The sequence below is a fragment of the Candidatus Zixiibacteriota bacterium genome (genome assembly GCA_018820315.1).
GTDB lineage: Bacteria > Zixibacteria > MSB-5A5 > JAABVY01 > JAHJOQ01 > JAHJOQ01.
In genome coordinates, this window is record JAHJOQ010000092.1 from 22,821 (window position 1) to 41,945 (window position 19,125).

General features: G+C 50.2%; 16 protein-coding genes. 2 read left to right on the plus strand and 14 right to left on the minus strand.

The genetic code is table 11. The features are described 5' to 3' along the window. Window positions 1-93 precede the first annotated feature (93 nt). Together KKH67_08795 and cysS are read left to right on the plus strand one after the other, a co-directional pair. The gene (locus KKH67_08795; GenBank protein ID MBU1319280.1) at window positions 94-1,170 is read left to right on the plus strand and encodes a M42 family metallopeptidase; all 1,077 of its coding nucleotides are present in this window, start codon (window positions 94-96) and stop codon (window positions 1,168-1,170) included. 99 nt (window positions 1,171-1,269) lie between these two features. Further along, entirely contained in the window at window positions 1,270-2,667 is a 1,398-nt protein-coding gene (gene cysS, locus KKH67_08800) for a cysteine--tRNA ligase (protein ID MBU1319281.1), read from the plus strand. 43 nt (window positions 2,668-2,710) lie between these two features. Here cysS and KKH67_08805 read toward each other — a convergent pair whose 3' ends face one another. From KKH67_08805 to KKH67_08870, 14 genes are all read right to left on the minus strand, one after another. Continuing rightward, complete coding sequence (locus KKH67_08805) at window positions 2,711-3,898, minus strand: glycosyltransferase family 39 protein (GenBank protein ID MBU1319282.1); 1,188 nt, start codon at window positions 3,896-3,898, stop codon at window positions 2,711-2,713. 133 nt (window positions 3,899-4,031) lie between these two features. Further along, window positions 4,032-4,565, minus strand: coding sequence for a hypothetical protein (locus tag KKH67_08810; GenBank protein MBU1319283.1), 534 nt, complete (start codon window positions 4,563-4,565; stop codon window positions 4,032-4,034). 33 nt (window positions 4,566-4,598) lie between these two features. Continuing rightward, a complete protein-coding gene (locus KKH67_08815; protein MBU1319284.1) occupies window positions 4,599-6,794 on the minus strand; it encodes a hypothetical protein in 2,196 nt (731 codons plus the stop codon). Between the two features lie 39 nt (window positions 6,795-6,833). Then, on the minus strand, window positions 6,834-7,751 hold the full coding sequence (locus tag KKH67_08820) for a hypothetical protein (protein MBU1319285.1): 918 nt from the start codon (window positions 7,749-7,751) through the stop codon (window positions 6,834-6,836). A 28-nt stretch (window positions 7,752-7,779) separates the two neighbouring features. Beyond that, window positions 7,780-9,228: a hypothetical protein gene (locus KKH67_08825; protein MBU1319286.1), complete on the minus strand. Its 1,449-nt coding sequence runs from the start codon at window positions 9,226-9,228 to the stop codon at window positions 7,780-7,782. Between the two features lie 70 nt (window positions 9,229-9,298). Next, complete coding sequence (locus KKH67_08830; protein ID MBU1319287.1) at window positions 9,299-10,207, minus strand: type VI secretion system baseplate subunit TssG; 909 nt, start codon at window positions 10,205-10,207, stop codon at window positions 9,299-9,301. Next, window positions 10,204-11,874 carry a hypothetical protein gene (locus KKH67_08835; GenBank protein MBU1319288.1) on the minus strand — a complete coding sequence of 557 codons (1,671 nt, stop codon included), beginning with the start codon at window positions 11,872-11,874 and terminating at the stop codon, window positions 10,204-10,206. Before KKH67_08835 ends, KKH67_08830 begins: the two co-directional genes overlap by 4 nt. Window positions 11,875-11,897: 23 nt before the next feature. Continuing rightward, window positions 11,898-12,272 (minus strand): GPW/gp25 family protein, encoded by a 375-nt coding sequence (locus KKH67_08840; GenBank protein ID MBU1319289.1) that lies wholly within the window; start codon window positions 12,270-12,272, stop codon window positions 11,898-11,900. Window positions 12,273-12,282: 10 nt separating this feature from the next. Continuing rightward, a complete protein-coding gene (locus tag KKH67_08845) occupies window positions 12,283-14,001 on the minus strand; it encodes a hypothetical protein (GenBank protein ID MBU1319290.1) in 1,719 nt (572 codons plus the stop codon). 71 nt (window positions 14,002-14,072) lie between these two features. Next, a complete protein-coding gene (locus KKH67_08850; protein MBU1319291.1) occupies window positions 14,073-14,477 on the minus strand; it encodes a hypothetical protein in 405 nt (134 codons plus the stop codon). 110 nt (window positions 14,478-14,587) lie between these two features. After that, window positions 14,588-16,015, minus strand: coding sequence for a DUF5458 family protein (locus KKH67_08855; GenBank protein ID MBU1319292.1), 1,428 nt, complete (start codon window positions 16,013-16,015; stop codon window positions 14,588-14,590). Between the two features lie 16 nt (window positions 16,016-16,031). Beyond that, the gene (locus tag KKH67_08860; protein ID MBU1319293.1) at window positions 16,032-16,472 is read right to left on the minus strand and encodes a type VI secretion system contractile sheath small subunit; all 441 of its coding nucleotides are present in this window, start codon (window positions 16,470-16,472) and stop codon (window positions 16,032-16,034) included. Between the two features lie 31 nt (window positions 16,473-16,503). Next, window positions 16,504-17,601, minus strand: coding sequence for an AAA family ATPase (locus tag KKH67_08865; protein MBU1319294.1), 1,098 nt, complete (start codon window positions 17,599-17,601; stop codon window positions 16,504-16,506). Further along, a complete protein-coding gene (locus KKH67_08870) occupies window positions 17,601-19,058 on the minus strand; it encodes an ATP-dependent Clp protease ATP-binding subunit (protein MBU1319295.1) in 1,458 nt (485 codons plus the stop codon). The genes KKH67_08865 and KKH67_08870 overlap by 1 nt, the downstream gene beginning before the upstream one ends. Window positions 19,059-19,125: the final 67 nt, after the last annotated feature.

Genomic DNA, 19,125 nt, shown 5'->3' on the forward strand with positions numbered 1-19,125 from the left:
ATGTCGCAGCTCGTGTCGGAGCAGCCTCGCATCTGAATCGAGGATTAAGGAGACAAGAGAACACCTTATCATATCAAGAAAAGTGGAGTCGAAATGGACAAGACAGAACTTCTGCTGCAGGAACTGACTGATGCCTGTGGCGCACCGGGGCATGAGGCTGCGATCGCTGCAATAATGAAGAAGCACCTCGAGGCGGTGTCGGACGGAATCTCGTACGACAAGCTGGGTAGCATAATCGCAGAGAAGAAAGGGGCAACATCGGAACCACGAGTCATGATCGCCGGACACATGGATGAAGTCGGGTTTATCGTAGGTTCTATCACGAAATCAGGCTTTGTGAGGTTCCTGCCTCTCGGTGGCTGGTGGGGACATGTTGCTCTCGCTCAGAGGGTCACGATTCTGACCGCGAAGGGCCCTGTTGTCGGAGTGATCGGCTCAACGCCGCCACACATACTCGATCCTGAGGCGCGCAAGAAGGTGATCGAAATTGAGGATATGTTTATTGATGTGGGCGCCATGGATAATTACGATGTGCAGAAGAGGCTTGGTATCACTGTTGGCGATGTCATAGTACCGTACAGTCCGTTCACCATAATGAATCACAAGAAAATGTACCTTGCCAAGGCCTTTGATGACAGAGTCGGTTGTGCCATTGTAATTGAGACAATGGAGAAGCTCGCTAAAGTGAAGCATCCGAACACTATCTACGGAATAGGCACGGTCATGGAGGAAGTCGGTCTTCGCGGTGCGATCACGTCTGCGTGGGCATGTGACCCCGATGTCGCAATCGCTCTCGATGTCGGACCTGCGAAGGACACGCCGGGGATCAAGGGTGATAACGAGGAAAAGCTGGGAGGAGGAGCCGCAATTTTCGTTTATGATGCAGGGCTGATCCCGAATGTCAAGCTCAAAGAGCTGGTTATCGATACAGCGAAGAAAAACAAAATTCCGTACTGTCTGTCGACATTGCAGCGTGGAGCGACGGATGCCGGCCGGATTCACATGGTGAGGCAGGGCGTCCCATCGATCTGTATCGCTGTAAATACCCGATATATTCATGGTCACACGAGCATCATATATCGTCATGACTATCTCAACACGGTGAAGCTTGTTACTGAGGTGATCAAACGCCTTGATAAGAAGACGGTAAAGAGTCTGACGCAGCCGTAGATTTCTGAACTCTCGGCTCGGATTTGCCGTATATGTGCATAAGTGAGAGTCTAATGGCCTGGCGTTCTTTCATTGTTGATTACCCGAAGGGATTTTGAGATGGGACTGCAATTCTTTAATACGCTTACACGTCAGAAAGAGGTTTTTGAGCCTATTGTGGATGGACAGGTTAAAATGTACACGTGCGGCCCGACTGTCTACGACTTCGCTCATATAGGCAATTTTCGTGCATATATGTTTGAGGACCTTCTGAAGCGGTATCTCAGATACAAGGGCTACAAAGTGACCCAGATCATGAACCTTACCGACATCGATGACAAGACAATCAGGGGATCGCAGAAGGAAAACATATCGCTGGATGAGTACACAGCACGCTACAAGAAGGCGTTTTTCGAGGATCTGGATTCACTGAAGATTGATCGCGCTGATAAGTATCCCGAAGCGACCCGTCATATCGACGAGATGGTCGCAATGATCAAGGTGCTTCTGGACAAGGGATACGCCTACGAGACTGATGGCTCCATTTATTTCAAGATATCGCAGTTCAAGAACTACGGGCAATTGTCGCATATGGACATGGCCCAGCTCAAGGTCGGAGCACGAGTCGCCGACGACGAGTATGAGAAGGAGCAGATATCCGATTTTGCGCTCTGGAAGGGCTGGGACGAAGCGGACGGACCGGTGTTCTGGGAAACTGAAATAGGCAAGGGACGTCCCGGATGGCACTTGGAATGCTCTGCCATGTCTGTCAAGTACCTCGGGAATCACTTCGATATTCATTGCGGCGGTGTCGACAATATCTTTCCGCATCACGAGAATGAGATAGCGCAGACACAGGCGGCAACCGGGGAGAAGTTCGTCAACTACTGGCTGCACAACGGGTATCTGCTCGTTGAAGGTCGGAAAATGTCGAAGTCATTCGACAACTTCTACACGCTCAGACAGATTCTAGATAAGGGTTACACGGCATGCGCCGTCAGATACCTGCTGATGGCGACGCACTATCGTCAGCAGCTGAACTTCACTTTTGACGGACTCGAATCCGCTAAGGGCGGTATCGAGAGACTCTGGGATTTCATGAAGCTGGTGAAGTCGATCAGTGGTGGGGAGTCGAATCCAGCTGTGGATGATTGTATCAGCAGAGCAGCTGCGAAATTCGAAGAGGCGCTTGATGATGACTTGAATATATCCCCTGCACTGGCGGCAGTGTTTGATTTCGTCAGGGATATCAACCGCCTGATACATGAGAAGGCAATATCGGCTGCCGACGGAGCGAAAGCTCTTGAAGTCATGCAACGGTTTGACACGGTGCTCGGAGTCATTCAGAAGGATGAGGATGACATCGACAGCGAGATGGAAGATCTGATCAGCAAGAGAAATGATGCTCGCAAGAACAGAGATTTCGCTGAGGCAGATAGGATTCGTGACGACCTTCTCGCAAGGGGTATTGTCCTGGAAGATACCGCCGGTGGAACGAAGTGGAAGAGGAAGCTCTAAGCGCTGCCAAGGCGATTAGACCGCGCAGTCTGCATCCGCGTTGCTAACGCAGTTGCCGTCTCTGTCTGAATAGTCCTGGCAGGTACATTAGACTGCTTACAGCTGATATTAGCACGAAAGGCATGACCGGGAGGAGATATCTCGGGGTAGTGTGCGTGAAGAAGAACAGAAGCGTGAAGCTCAGCGGCGGATAGAGCAGGAGCAGGCGTGTTCCTGCGGGCAGCCTGAAGAGCCCGACGAAGGCGAGCAGCAGAATAGCACCTGCGGCTAAGTGAGTGAGGATACGCAATGGAGGAGTCTCAAGAAAATGTCTCGTACCCGGAATGAATGACCATACCCACGCAATCCTGCGAACGCCTCTCCAAACAAACTTAATTGGGTCCTTTAGAATATTCTTGAAGGCCGTCGAGTACATCTCTGTCTCGCTGAAAGATTGCTCCTGTTCACCTGCGCCGATATACAGCAGTGAATCCCTCGATTGCTGACTATCCTCAGATGAAGCAAACAGCAGGTTTCCGGCCCCGCTTGGAGGGAGTGGCGTGAAACGATCACAGGACTGATAGTTCCTGATTGCCCACGGCAGCAAGGCAATAACAAGGCCGACTGCAACGAGAGCAAGATTCTTGAGTCTTCGTTTCCAGCCTGTTTTGGCGGCAACAATCGGTAACCAGATGAGGCCAACCATGGACACGACTATCGGCCTTGTTAAAACTGCTAAACCGAGGAGAGCGCCAGCGATGAGGAGCCGCCTCCAGGAATTCTGCGAGAGCGCGGATTGAAACGCCCACATGAACAGCAGCATCAGGAAGATCGTCATCATCTCCGAGAGTATGAGTCCGGCGTTAACCCACAGAGGTACATACAATGATAGTACCAATGCTGCAATCAGAATGAACCGGCTACCATGGATTCTGCGGTATATGAGAAGAGCCAAAGCGAAGGAGATCAGTCCAAGAATAGCCTGAGCCATCCTGACAACCATGAAATGCTCTCCGAGGCTCCAATACATGACGGTCAGAAACAGAGGGTAGATTGGTTGCAGCGCTCTCGATGGGGTGACACCATCATACGAGTAGATTCCAGTCAGGTCCAGATTCTCTGCTATTCGCATATACTGAAGTGCATCGCCTCTAAGAGTGTCGTCGATGAGAACGATGCCGCAAACCTCTATCAAGAGTACTAGCAGAAGGCCTACGAGTAGAGCTCCATTATACTTGGTCAGTATCCACAAATTGCATCTCCGTCTACAAATGTCCAAACTTGGTTAACCCGAGAATGCGCACAGTGCCGCATGTACAGTGATTGACTATGCAAAAAGGGCGTCGCTTCCAGACGCCCTTCATATCTAGTACTTATCGAGCGGTTCACTCACTGGTCAGTTTCACAGTCTCGACAGTTTTCGTGGTGTAGACTGCATCCCGGTCGATTTCACCATTGCCGCCACTGATCAGAAAGCCAAGCCCAAGCAGCCATGAAATAAACTTCTTGCTCTTGCCTTTGTTTTCGAGCTTGCCTGCAAGTTTGATCGGGGCTCCGTCAGTCGCCTTGAATGCTCCCTCAGCCAACAAACTGACAAATGCGACTTCGATGTAGCCCGGTTTGCCTCGCTTGCCGTTCTTCTGCACTTTCGTAACAACGGCTCTGCTGGAGGCTCCCTCGGCGACAATAGTGCTGTCATCAACGACTATCGCCTCTGCAAGAGCGAGTACCAGGGAATCACCTTTCTCCAGATTTTCTGACGATATCCTATCATCACTGACAAACCTGAGCTTGACTTCAGTGTCCTTTATAACCCTGACCGTGATTCCAGCGTCTGCGCTGGGCACGAAGAAGGCTGCTGAGAACAGGAAAAGCAGAACTGCCGAAAAAACAAGTCTTGTGATCGTTACCATTTTCATATTTATGTCCCTCCGTACGTGTGAGATTGATTCCTATTCGAGTACCGGAAGTCTATCACCGAGGCTTGGATTGAATTGAATCTTGACACTCTTTCCGAGATTGTCGAAGACCACGCCCTTCTCCATATCAAACAGTGAGTACTTGTCATCCAGAAGAGCAATGTCGCTAGGATCCTTGCCTCTGTCGCAATTCTTGTCGGCGGCACAGAAAACTATGTGAATGTCATCTCCTATCTTCCATTCCAGTTCCCCAGTATCACCCTGGAAAGTCTCTCCCAACTTTTCCCACTGCGGAGCCTTCCCGTCATCGGTGACTTCGATGTAGAGCGCACCCTGATCCGGAACAGTGACAACTTTGTAATTGAATGTCTGTCGTTTTTTGGACCAGTTCTTTGCCGCGCTCAGATAGCGACTCACCTTGGCAGCGTCACTGGAACCGAGCTGCCCCTGCAGATCCTGAAGAGTCCTCACGGCGTCGTCTAAGCGGTATCCTGGTTCATTGTTCCCGTTTATCACGTCAACAAGGTCCTCAAGCTTAGATCCAGCCTGTCTTGACTCCACCACGCGTACCTTGGTCACTTTCAGAGCCTGCAGCGCACCCATCAGGGCTACTTCGCCCTTGCTCAGTTCGCCCTCGAAATATGTCTTGTCCGATTCGATCTGCTCGGTGATTTGCGATAGAGGGAGAGTGTCGGCTTTAGCATTGATATAGATCTTGAACAGGCTCCAGTACCATAGCGATCGATCACTTCTTTTGAAAAGAACGGAACTTGAGTCACCCGTATGAAACTCTGCGAGATCGCCTTCCAGCGCGATATGATTCTCGTTGAGCTTGGGGATGGTATCCTTCGGATTCGCTGTCGGCCACTGTGATGAATCTGCCACGACCGCCGCGAAACGATTTATCGCACCATCAAGCTTCTCTATGGCATCCCGGATATTGAAGTTTCTGTAAGTCTCCGATATCGTTCTTGCCACGGGCGAGAACTTCGGAAACAGCCACTTCACCGTGAGTGCTCTCGAATACCGATCGAACTTGCTTATTATGAGTGGACGCTCCTTGTCAGTGACACTCAGATACTGGCCGGAGTGTCCTTCAAGTATGTTGTCTTCAACCTTCGTTGTCTGCGGAAGCAGGAACTGGAAGTGATACAGATTCGGAATCGAATACAGCACAATCCATAGGATGCTGACAGTGACGACAAATCTCGTAAATTTGCGAACTCTGGTGATCGCCCGGTTCCTCATTACCGATTTCAGCATCCAGTAGAACGGTTCCTGCAGACCGACCGGTCTGAGTATCCTCGGAGGCTTGTAAATCGACCGTCCGACATCAGTGCCGACCTTCTCCGGCGATTGCCCGGTGCATGAGAGGAAGAAGACCTGGAAATTAAGCGTTCTTCGGACGATGATCTTAAGGAACTCCTTCATCTTGACCAGAATAGTTCTGACCGATCCTGCCCATTCGGAATTTGACGCGATTTTGTTGCTGCTGAGAACTTTGTCGAGAAAAACTTCAAATTCCTCAGAGAAGAACTGCTCGTCTTCGGGGCGTACAAGTACTGTCTGGCTCTCACCTGTGAAGCCGGGGAGGACGTCCGCTTTTGTGATCACGAGCGCAACCGGAATTGGCATCTGAGAACTTAGAGGTGCCAATCGTTCCAGCATTGTGATGAAGGAGGCGACATGCGCCTGGCTTTCCAATTCTGCGCCGAGCAGCTTGGGATCATAGAAAAACATGATGCCGTGGGCACCATCCATGAAGTCGATGACCTTCTCTTTGAGTTCACCGCCTTCCCTGATGGAGACCGCTTTGCCTTCGTAGTCATATGTCACTACAGATAGCTTCTCATCGCGATCGAGGATAGCGTTGAATTGAAGCAGTCTCTCACCTTCGGTAGGATCGGGAAACTTCTGATCGCCTCGCATGTCAACTATCGTTCCGACGGCTGAAGTGCTGCCGAGACCCCAGATGTGCCTGTAGTTGACAAGGAATTCGCTTGCTGTAGCGCTGTCTGTCACCGATATCTGAAGGTTCTTCGATACCTTGCTGTCCTCATGCAGCGTAGTGAAATAAACGGATTTGCCCGAATTTGTGTGACCATAAACGCCGATTCGGATTCCTGAAGGCCATTTGTACTTGGCTACCGGGGCAGGCCCCTTCTTCCTGGAGGAGGCTTTGAATATCTTCTTGAAGAACTTGAATACTTTGGTAGCTGCTTTTATCATGGTATGTTCACGGCACCGGATTTAGGGTCTCTGTCCGTGTTATCCTCCGATTCCTTCCTCTACATTCGTGGCTCTTTCTCTGAGTTGCTCAAGCTTGGTGTCGGTATATGTACTCCAGAGAACGGGAACAGCTACTGCAGCAAGAAGAAAGAGTATGATGATCATCGAGTAAAACAAATATGCCGGCTTGCGCTGCGAGATAATCAATCTCAGGTAACGTCCACTCAGGAACGCTCCTTTGATCTTACGGAACAGCTCACCGAACCAGCCAGCAACTCGTGCCCAGAAATCGCCTTTCTTCAGGTAACCCCACTCCGACAACAACTGCTTAAAGAGTCTATTCTTCGAACCGAGCTTCGTGAATGAATCGATCCTCAGCAGGTGAAACTCGAGGGATGCTCTGTCCTTAAGGAGATCCTCACCGAGTTCCTGGCGTCGCCGAGCAAGCTCAAGAAACTTCATCGGATCGCTCATCGAATTGAATGCCTCAGGCGTGAGGTCGCCTCTCAGGCGCTTGCCGAAGGTGTTAAGGAATCGGGCTATCTCCCGCAGGAAAAATGCGTTTAACTGATAGTTGTCTTTAAGGCTTCCCGGTTTGCAGAGCATGGGTACGAGGTGATTCTCGAAGAATGGCACATCCTGCTTCACGGCTCTGAGCCCGCGGCAATGCGAATAGGCTTGATTCGAACGGCCGTCAGTATCCGCCTCAGACTCGAAGTACGTGATAAGTATCTGGACTGCAAACTGCCTGAGGTCCGATGTTGTCAGAGGATTCTCTCGCACCCGGTCAAGCAGAAAGTAATCAAGCTCGACAGCCTGGTCGCGCTGCTGACGAAGCGGCTGGAAGACAGTATAGACACCGTTGTAGGTCTGAAAGAACGCTTCAGTCTTGAAGCTCGAGTACTTAGTCTCGTAAGTGTTGATGTATTTAAATAAGTCTTCTACGTAGTTCTTCATTTTCATGGCTTCCTTGCCTGGTCAATTGTCAGACTGCATATATCATAAGATCAAGCTTGCCGAGTCCGGAGAACTTCTTCGGATCGCCAACTCCCCTAAATATCAAAGTAACCTTGTTCACAGATGGCGACTGGAGCATATCCTGCGGCCGCAGCGCGACCTTCGCGCCGAAGGTGACAGCGTCAACCTTAACCGGATCTGTCTCGCCCAAGCCTCTGGCCTCATTGACTCCGAACCTGACCTGCATATTGGTCCATTCCGCTGTGCTGAACAAGTCTTTGGACATCAGAACGACTGTGTCCGAAACAGCCTGAGGATTCTCGATGTTTATCAGCAGGTAGCTGAGCTCTCCAACCTGTTCCAGATTGCACGACTGGAATGGGACCAGTCTGTATGTACGGTTGTTATATGTCAGGCTGTCTTCAGCGGAGGCCTCTCTTCCAAGTTCATCTTTCCTGATCTGAGCCAAGAAGCCAAGCACGCCCCGGAGATCGCTCAGGATTGAGTCGATCATGCCCACCTGGTCCCTGATATTCTGGTGGTCGTACTCAGAAAGCAGAAATGAGTCTATCGCAGCCATGAACCTGCCTACGTCAGTGCTTCGCTCCTTCGTGAAGTGCTTCTCGTTCAGATAGTCCTTCAGGCCGGGCTGTAGATTTAAAAGAGTAGCGAGAACACGGAACAGACTCTTGAAATGAACCACCATGCTGAGCGGGTGCGATGCGTTCCTGCCAAGTACGAAGCTGTCGAGAGTAGAGGAAATGTGATATGCCATCAAGAAGACAGTATCCTTGAATGCTGCCTGAAGATCAGTCTTCTCGCCAGCGAGTAATCCCTCAGTCGTTATAGCTGCAAAGGCTCGAGACGACAGTGAGAGCAGACTCTCAAGCCTGTTGCGGAAGTCCGTTGCGGTCTTAAGCAAATTTTCGTCGGCATTGATCGTCACACAAGGCGGACAATATCCAACGGAGAAGTGTGCTTCTGATCCCGTAACCTTTAGTTCAGCAACCTGCACGAACATACTTTCGGGCATATTCGGCCTTTTCCCCAAATGAAGGCCATATCCTGCCGCCAAATAGGGCATCCTCGGGATCTCCTCCTCAGGATCAGGATCTCCAACCTCTCGCTTCTCCGATGGCTTTACGCTGATGTAAACCGGCATTGGACCGTCCGTTAGATCAGTCTCCGCCTTCAAGCTCAGTTTCTCTGACTCGCTGATGTCAATATAGCTGCCATTCGGAGTCAGTGCCTGACAGCGCGTAATGGTGACTCGCAGTTTGTCGCCACTGGCCATCATATCAATGCTCAGTGCAGGCTTGCCAGACAGTGACTTCCGTACCAAGCCGTAGCTGTCGGCAACATCGAGATTGTGCCAGCGTGCTAGATCTTCAAAGTAGCTTTCCTGGTCCTTGAGATGCTGCTGGGTTATCAGCATCCCATCCTTCCAGTTTACAGAATATAACTTCAAGTCACTCATGGCATTGCCTCTATCGTTAATCCGAAAATTTACTGATGCTCATAGAAGATGTCAAGGTTAATATCTCATGCTATACATAACTGGAATAGCCGAGATAACCACAATCTGCTTTTCTCCCGATCTGCATACGTTTTTGCTCGCCCATAACTTTTATTTGGCTGACAAGATTGCTTGGCATGCACAGGTCGAGCGCTCTTTCCACTTTTTCTCTTATACGCCCACCCGGCACAAACTCGCCGATGTCTTCAGTCTTCACATCTCTGATGATGACGTCATAGGCAGAATCGCACTCTGAAAATGACCGTCCCACGAGCGAGTTCACCGCGAGTCTGCTCTCTGCCGACCCAAGACTGAAACAAATCCCTCTCGCTATTTCAAATGTTGATGACACGTTCTCGATGATTTGACACTCATATCCGGCCAGATGCGTGAGAACCTTCTCGACCAACTCAGCATTGCCTGCCCAATGATGGTACATGGGGAGAAGAGTGAACCAAAACATAAGCTCCGAAAATGAACCTGAATGTCGATCGGAATCAAAGTCGAATAACTTGAGAAAGCGGTGAAGATGCTCCTCTTCGACAAAACTAAGGCTGAATGTGAGAGCATCTCTCTTCGCAATGGACGTGTATCTTATCACCGAAGCATCAAAAGGTGCCATCAGTTTCCGGGATTGCATATCCCAATCGTCGGTGCGGGCAGTGGAGCCACTGAGTCCGTAAAAGAACTGATACGGCATATAATCAACTGCACTATTGTAGCCTATCATCAGGACAATTTTGGAGCCAGGCCCGACTGGAGTTCCCGCCGAAGGATTCTGTTCAATAACTTCGCCCTTGTAGTTTTCGTACTCGCCGACAGCAAGTATATCTACACTGCGGATATCAATGCAGGTCTTGCCGAGAATGTTGAGAGCAGTGGCGAAGTGAAGCGGGTGCCGTCTACTGCAGAGCTCAGGCATTATCATTTCATCGGTCATTGACGAGTGATCTCCACTTTGTACTGGGTGTTCACCGGCGACTTGGCCTTAAGGAAACTCGTCAGCCTAATGCGAAGCAACGCCACCTCATCTTCCGATAGAAAGTCATCCGCCTTCACGGTGGCGGTAACCGCTATACATCGGCGGACACCGCGTTTGGTTCTCTCCGTAGAGTTGCGGCACTCGGCCTTCTGTATTCTCGGATCGAATGTTCTCGTCCAGGCCGAGATCTCTTTGAAATTGACTGCGCGATCACGACTGCGCAACCTTCCAGTTGCTTCGATCATGATCTGCTCCGCAGTCTTAGCCGGAACGCCCCCTCGGGTGGGGAGGATGTTCGTCACAGCCGTCAGTCCGGGATGCTTCTCGTAAAGCTCATCAATCTTGCCCGCCTCTATCCCGTTCGCCCTGTTCTCCGCAGTTACAGAGTAGTTGACGGTAAGTGAATCGGGAGGGGGTTCGAAGAAGGGTGAGAAATCGAACCAGAGAACTTGACGATCTTCCCGCTCTTCGATTGAATAAACACGCGGCGACTTCTCCGTCTGGACCTCGTAGCTGGGTAGATATGTCCTGCCGGAAGAATCAGTCACTTCCACGATTTCGAGCACACTTGAACTGCGATCCGGAAGTTCTATCTCGACAAGCATGTTACCGCCTGTATGTTTGAAAAGCGTCAGTTCGTTTTTGTTTGTTGCGACGAAGCAATTGAACCTGATTCCGAAACGAGATGTCAATTTGCCCCTGTCGCCCCCTTCGGGAAGATCAAGCCTCATCCAGAAGAGGTCCTTTTCCGATGCAGTGATCTCGATTCCATTCTTGAACATCAAATCAGCTATCTCGCGATTCGCAGGACCCCTTTCCCACGCCGACACAAAGCTCTCGGTAGGAATCACAAAGCTGTCTTCGAGGGGACTGTACAGGTCACCGCTGGAGCGCAGCCCACCCCAATCCGGAGTGGATTCATCATCGTATCTGAAGATATCTTCGATGGATGTCTCCAGCCCAGGGCAGAATCGATTCACGGTGGAAAACGCTCCAGACTCCATACCGGGACACCAGTATGACCATCGTAGCTGCCTGAGTACTTCGGATGATCCGTTCAGATATATTAGTGAGTCCTTGAAATCGGAAGCGATGCCCGAGTATTCGATCGCAACATAAATCCGGTCGGCTACAATCGATGAAGCGGAGCCTGCTTTGTGCCCAGCCTGCGAGACAGGGGGGAGATCTTCGCAGACATCCTTCAGCTCGTCACCGTATCGTAACAGGACATGCCTAACCTTTGCGGACATTAGTTTCTCTGTCCGATGCGGCGAAAAGAAGAATGTCTCGCCCCCATCGCGTTTTTCTCTGTAAATGAAAAGCGTCCGAGGATCGACTTCGACAGTCGGATCGGTCAATTCACAGCTCATGATCGTGAATGCCGGCACTGGCCAGCGCTTACATTCCGGGAACAGGGATCTGATCAGTGAGCTCTTGGCGACTTCCCAGACCGACATTACCCGATCTTCGATTCTCTCCAGTTGATGCGCTTGCATCTGGAGTAGCATTCGCAGGATCGGGTCCAACCGCTCCGATGACTCAGGAACGTCGGGATTCCACTTCCGGAGTTCCCGATGCATCTCTGCAAAAATCTCATCTTTGTTTCTCGATTTCTCAGTCTTCATCGCGAATAGCTTTCGTCCAGAGCCTAACCAATCACAAAGGTGCCCTCAAACTTCTTCTCTTCATCGTTATCACGGTAGCTGCCGGAGACTTTGATTGCAAGTCCTATTGGATGTGAGTTCGACCCCTCCACATTTGCGAAAGAGACCGACACATTGTAGAGCATTTTCTGGGATCGGTCAATTGCATTGCGTAGACCTGCTCTGATATCGGATTTGTTGGCGGTATAGAGGTCGGAATATTCTTTGTCCCAAATTTCGCAGCCGTATCCCGGATCGAATGGTATTGAGCCGACTCTTGTGGAAAGAATCAGCCCGATAGAGTATCTTATTGATTCATCGAGCGCCGCTCTGGAGAGATAGCCCTCTCTCAGTACCAGAGGTAGTGACAGGTATTCCATTGAGTAGTCATCAGTTCAGTTTTATTGGATTGCCCTTAACATTCACCATTGCACCTTCTGCGTCGAAGGTCCCGGATGCCTTGCTCTCGAAATTAGCCGAAGCCTGAAGCTTCATATTGGCGCTGGATTTCATTTCGAGATCGGTTCCTGCCTCGACAGTGACCTTCTCGTCAGTTTTCAGCTTTATATTCTTGCCCTCGATCGAAATGTCACCATCTATGCTCTTAATTGTTATACTCGGTCCATCCATGGTTAGAATTATCTGATTGGCGCCATCAGGCGACGTTATTTCTATAGACTCCTTGCCCGATTCATCATTGAATATAATCTCGTTTCCTGACTTTGTCGTGAACAGCTTGATTAGATTCTCTTCACTATTCGCTTTCGAATGTGGAGCGCCCTCGGAATTGTAAACCGAGCCGACCACCACTGGCCTCGATGGATCGCCGAATTCGAAGCCGACAAGGACTTCGTCATTGAGTTCCGGTATCCAGAAGGATCCCCGATCTGAGCCAGCGTGCATTGTGGCATAACGCACCCAAGGTGTTTCATCGGAACCGCTCCAGGGAAACTTCACCTTTATTCGACCGAGCATATCCGGGTCATGGTTGTTGACAACGATTGCTGGCTGTAATTGAGTAATTTGGGGAGCCTTTCGGGACATGCCGGGAAAAGCCAGATCAAGAGGAGTGCATATGAATGTATTATGGTACTTCCCACTTTCATCAAAAATATGCTTTACGCCCTTGACCCAATAAGGTCGGTTAATCAGATCAGCCATCTCTCTGACAGTGATGGTATGACCGACCGCAACAGTCGGCATGATCGACTGTCCCTGGCAATTAATCATCCTGCCCATAGCGCTGGAACGAGCCGTCGTGAGAACCTGATCCAGCGATCTTGAATCCGAAACCACAGGGGATTCTACAAAGCTGGGACTATCATATACTTGTGCCGAGGCAGTGGGGGAGAGGTCGGAGAGATCGGAGAGAGCGGCGGTCCTTGAGATAGATGAGGAATCATTGGAATAGCTTCTCGTCTGCTCATAGTTGTATACGGTCGACTTGAATTCCATTTGCTGAGTGCCGACGCCAAGCGCGAAGGCTCCAAGCGTCTGCCTCCATATCAGATCTTCATTCTCACGGCTGGAGGCTTCGATCAGTTTGAACTCTCCGCCATCATAATGAGCGAACTTGCCATCTACACAGGCAAGCCTTTGGATGAAATCCCAGTCTGTTTCGCGGTATTGTACAACGAAGTTCAGGGTCCTGGCTGATGATTCCATATTTCCAACCGTTATGGGATAGCCTCTGACCAATGCACCGATTATATCGCTTGCTGAGATTTCGTGATACAGTGCATTGCGCTTGCAGTCTTCCATCGCAATCGTCGGGCTGTGCGCCGTCACAATCACTCTGTTTAGCCCATCTATGCTGTTGTCAAGGCTGACTTCGGTGACAACTCCAATAAATTCGAGTTCCTTGGAGGCGTCGACCGTGCCACCAGTCGGAGATATTGTTACTGCGATGGATTGACCGAGGAAGTTTGTATATGTGCTCGGATCGTCAAAGTCAGCGGTGGCAGCCGTACGAGCGACTCTCTTGATTGTTACTTTTAGTACGTGATGGTCATTAATGGATTGGTTTAATTCAACCCCGGATATGAGATGGCGAATTTCGTTACCGGCGATTCTGATTTGGCAGTCAGCTGGGGTTTCGAGTACAGGCATATGAACCTTTATTCAGATAATTGTCAGCCGGGCAGGGGATGTCCTCCTGCCCGGGCATAATCGAAAGAAACTTATTCTTCCCAGCGGTTATCTATCGTCGCGTCACCGATCGTAAGGTCATGACAAGATATCTCGAAGTACTCGTGAATCTGGTCATCAGGACTGTTCTTGACGTGAGGGATCATCTCGATGTACTCCGTAATGAACCCCTCGTTCCACGTCAGCTCCTTCATCATCGCATCTGTTGGATTCTTGAAGGTCACCTTGCCGGCCTTCCAGTTTGGTGCGCTCGAATCCATTGCCCAACGAGCAATGTCTGACGTCTCGTCTGATTCTCTTCTGACCTTGATTGTGCCGGCATGAGCGCGGTCTGATGGACGGCCAGTTTCATCCTTGGCTGTGTACAGCCTGTAGCTGACCTCATAGACGTTCTTGTAGACGACGCCGTCGATTTCGAGAGTCGGTCTCCGTGCCATAGTTTCTCTCCTTAGAATTCATTAGTGTTATGTTTCGCAACAAAACCTTAACATCCTGTTCCTGGCAGCAACAACTACCCTGACAGGAAGCTATCTTGACTCACATTGGCTTACTTATCCTTTACGCTCGTCTGGTCATCCTGATTCCAGGCAGTGAACTCGATATTGAATGTCCTCGCTGGATATTTCGGATTGAGCGCGACCTTAATATCGATCTCCTGACGCTTGCGCATCTCTTCATCAGCAAATATCTCGACGCGATAATCCTGAAGAATATTGTCACCGCCGCTAATCGCTTTCATAAATTTGTCGATGTCGCGACGCATAGTGTCGACAAATTTCTGATCGATCACGGAGAACGTCTGTTTGTTCAGGTAATTGCGCAGAGTCTTATACACATAATCGTATGTGCGACGAATGGAGTAGACGTTGAACGTCTCCTTGCTGAACAGTGTCGCGGCACCCATAGAAACTGCCGTGCCTTCAAAGCTGACCATCGGGTTGACGCCTTTTTCATTTATCTTGCTGGCATCCGGCTGATTCGCCTTGAACCTCAGATACTTCGCATCGGCAATCTTCCCATGCTTGAAACCTGCCATCGGCTGCTGCATGCCGACTGTTGTGTCACCCTGGTACATCTTGCCGGCGACTGACGCTGACGGTGGTATCCACATGTCCTCGTCTTCGTACTGGTTCTGCTCGCGAGCCAGAAGGTAGTTCGCGAACACCGATACATACTGCTTGTAGTTGTCGATTCCGGGAAGGTTGGCGTAGTTTGGATCGTCGAGCATGTCCATGACTTCCTCGACACTCTCCAGATTGGGGAGGTCAGTCATGATGTGCAGCTTGTTCGGGAGACCGAGCTGTCGCGCGACGGTGTCAATGTTTTCGACACTGCCGAGATAACCGGGGATCACGGCCATCGAGAAGCAGTCTTTGATACTCCACTCGCGATAGAGATCGGCGACAGCTTTCGACAATTCCTCGAATTTCTCCTTGTCATCGGGATCGACCAGTTCCTCTCCGCTGACATTGGCGAAGTAGGCATTGACCTTCTCGTCCGGTTCCTGCTGGGCATTTGCGAAGAACTTGTCAATAGCGCGATAGGTCGTCTCAAGTTCGCGTGACTCCCTGTGCACTTTCTTCATATTCTTTTCGAGATTCGCCTCGAGCTTGGTAGACTGCTCATTAAGGCTCTTGCGGATGGTCTCGATATTTTCTTCCTTCGCGAAATTGTCTATCCAGATTCGCAGGCGCTCGGCGAGAAGTTTCCGTTGAGTTTCGAAGTCCTTCTTGGTCAGGAATTCTTTGCGCTGAAAGTCCTTCTTCGGATCGAGCCATTCTACGCCCCGAACGAGATCGCCATCAGTGGTCTTGAATGACGGAAGCAGTCCTGCCAGCTTCTTGAAATCACCGAATGTATCCCCCAGTATCGCCGCAAATTCCTCATCCGATACTTTCTCGACTTCGAGTGCTGGCTTTGCCGCGGCCGCCTCAGCAGCCTCTGCCTGTGGTTCCAATTTCTCTTCTTCACCCATCTATCTTCACCTCTTTCTATTCGCTCAAAAGATCGATGTAGTAAGCCATGACTTTCAGAAGAGCTTCTTTCTTGTCACTGTCCTGAAGGATCTTCTGCAGGGATTTGTTCTTCTTAAGCTGCTTGTCGAGATCGGACATCATCTCTTTGCTGTAATATGTTTTCTGGAGATGCTCATTTTTCTCGATGAGTTCCTTGGACGTGAAATCTTTCATCGCCCGGATATCAAAGTCGCCGTTGACAGGCTCGCCGTCGGCAGTCTCCATCTCCACTGAGAAAGACGGCTGGAATTTCTCAAAGACTTCTTTGAGGTTGTTGCATCTCTTCGGTGCTACGTCGGCTTCCTCGCTGTTGTTGAGTTTTGCCGCGTACAACATCTTGTTGGAAGGGAGAAGTTCGACCGGGATAGAATCATCCCGTTGGATCTTCTCGGTCGCTCCCAAAATGAACTTCGCCATTTATCCCTCCAGGTTCGAAAGGAATGAACTGTTATTTACTTCTCTCAGTGGTGAACGTGTAGTTGTCGTCCTTTACTCCTATGTTAACACGATCTCCAGCTTTTATCTTACCGGTTATTATATCAACTGACAGTCTGTTGACGATATCTCGCTCAATGATTCTCTGGATCGGTCTTGCTCCGAGCTCGAATGTGTAACCATCCTTCGCCAGTTTCGACTTCGCTTCCTTGCTGAGAGTGGCCTCGATATTCTGGTCAGATAGCATACCGCAGAGATTGTTGAATTCAAGACCCGCTATCACTTCTACCTGCTCCGGCGTGAATGTGTGATAGATAATGATGTCATTGAGACGGTTCAGGAACTCCGGTCTGAATTTGCTGAAAAGGAAAGTGCGAACTTCATCCATATCGACATCGCGACCCTCTCTATCAGCATCCAGAATCTTGTCTGCGGCATAGTTCGACGTTAGTACGACGATCGTGTTGGAAAAGTCGACGGTTCGATTCTGTCCATCTGTCAGCCTGCCATCATCAAGAAGCTGCAACAGAACGTTAAAGACATCGGGGTGAGCTTTCTCGGTCTCATCAAAAAGCACGATAGAGAACGGTTTCCGTCGCACCGCTTCCGTCAGAACACCTCCAGCCTCATATCCGACATATCCGGGCGGAGCGCCTATCAGCTTGGCGACAGAGTGCGACTCCATAAATTCCGACATGTCGAGTCTAACCATTGCGTTCTTGTCGTCGAAGAGAAACTCCGCAAGCAGCTTTGGCAGATATGTCTTGCCGGTGCCGGTAGGTCCGAGAAACAAGAACGACCCGACTGGTCTGTTTGCAAGCTTCAGTCCAGCCCTTGCCTTGCGAATCGCATTGGCTATAGCTTCAATCGCCTTCTCCTGCCCGACGATTTTCCTGGACAGGAATGATTCCATATTGATCAGACGGTCTTTTTCTGCTGTCAACATCTTGGAGACAGGTATGCCGGTTCGGCGGGCGACGACAGAAGCAACATCAGCGTCCTCAATTGTGCGCTCTATGGATTCAGCCACTTTCTTCAATGGCGCGAACTTCCTCACCTTCTCGTCGAAATCCTTCTTCAGGAGTTCAATGTTTGTGACATCTATAGGCATTATTCCACCCCCTCAGAAGCTTCGACCCGATGTCCCCAGAATTCCTGAAGGCGATCGAAATTTCTGGAGAAGTCATCATACTTCTCCTGAAGTTCATCGAATTTCTCTTTCTCCTTGTCGGGATTCTTGCCTTCCAAAGCTTCTATTAGTCCTTTCAACTCAGCGATGTTGGTCTCGATCTCAACGACTCGAGTTTTGCTGAACTCTTCTTTGACCGCAAGCTCTGATGCAGATTCATCAACGAGGTCGAGGGCGATGTCAGGGAGGTTCCGTTCGCTGAGATATCGCATCGCATATCTTACTGAACCTGTTATAGCCTCATCCGTGAACGATATCTTGTGATGGTCCTCGTACTTCGCTATCACGCCCTTAACTATCCTTACAGCGTCATCGAAATTAGGCTGCTCGACTTTCACCCGCTCGAATCTCCTGTCGAGTGCCTTGTCTTTTTCGATGTACTTGGTGTATTCTTCCTCGGTGGTAGCACCGATCAGCCGCATATGGCCGCGCGCGAGGGCCGGCTTGATGAGGTTTGCCGCATCCATGCCGCCCGATACGTTACCAGCACCTACCAACGTGTGGATTTCATCGATGAACAGGATAATCTTGCCACCGGATTTGACAACTTCGCTGACTAATGACTTGAATCGCTCTTCGAATTCGCCCTTGTACTTCGCACCCGCAACGAGCGATCCCATGTCGACAGCCATGACTTTAACATTCTGGAGGGCTTTCGGAACCTCGTTAGCGATGACCGCCTGAGCAAAGCCTTCGACAATAGCGCTCTTACCGACTCCTGCACCGCCTACCAGTGAGGGGCTATTTTTTCTGCGCCTCAGAAGAATCTGGATCAGCTGCTGAAGCTCCTTTTCGCGGCCGATCATCGGGTCGAATTCGCCTGCAGCCGCCTGGTTAGTCATGTCGATACAATACTTGAGCGTGCCTGCGATTTCTTTCTTACCTTGCGCCTCGGCGCCTGTCCCGGACAAAGCAGCACCTGCCGTTGCGATCTCCTCAACAGACTTGGTGTCTGCTATTGCTCGATAGATATCTTCTTTCTTGATATCGACCTTTTCACGCACATAAGGGGAGAGGCCCGACTTCGGATCGAATACTGCTATGAAAATGTGCTCGGGCTCAACAAGAGGATCGAACAGCTTAGCTTTCTCTTCCAGAGCATCGGTCAAAGTATCCTGCACGGCAGGGGAGACTGTCTGGTTCTCTTTGGTCGATGACCTCTTCGGAATCTCTTTCAGGTGCTCCTCCGCGATCGCTTCGATGAATGCGACACTCTTGCCAAGCTGATTCAGTATCGACTCGACTTCAGAGGAATCATGTCGAATCGTCGCGATAAGGAGGTGTTCGACGTAGATTTCCGGGTGCTTGAATGATGCTGCTACTTCACGGGCGACTCGAATTACCGCCCGGGAATCAGCCGAATAACTTGCGATATCCATATTAGACTATAGCACTCCATGCTTCTAGTTCGATATTCCGCAGTTGTATCAGCCCCGTAGATGCATC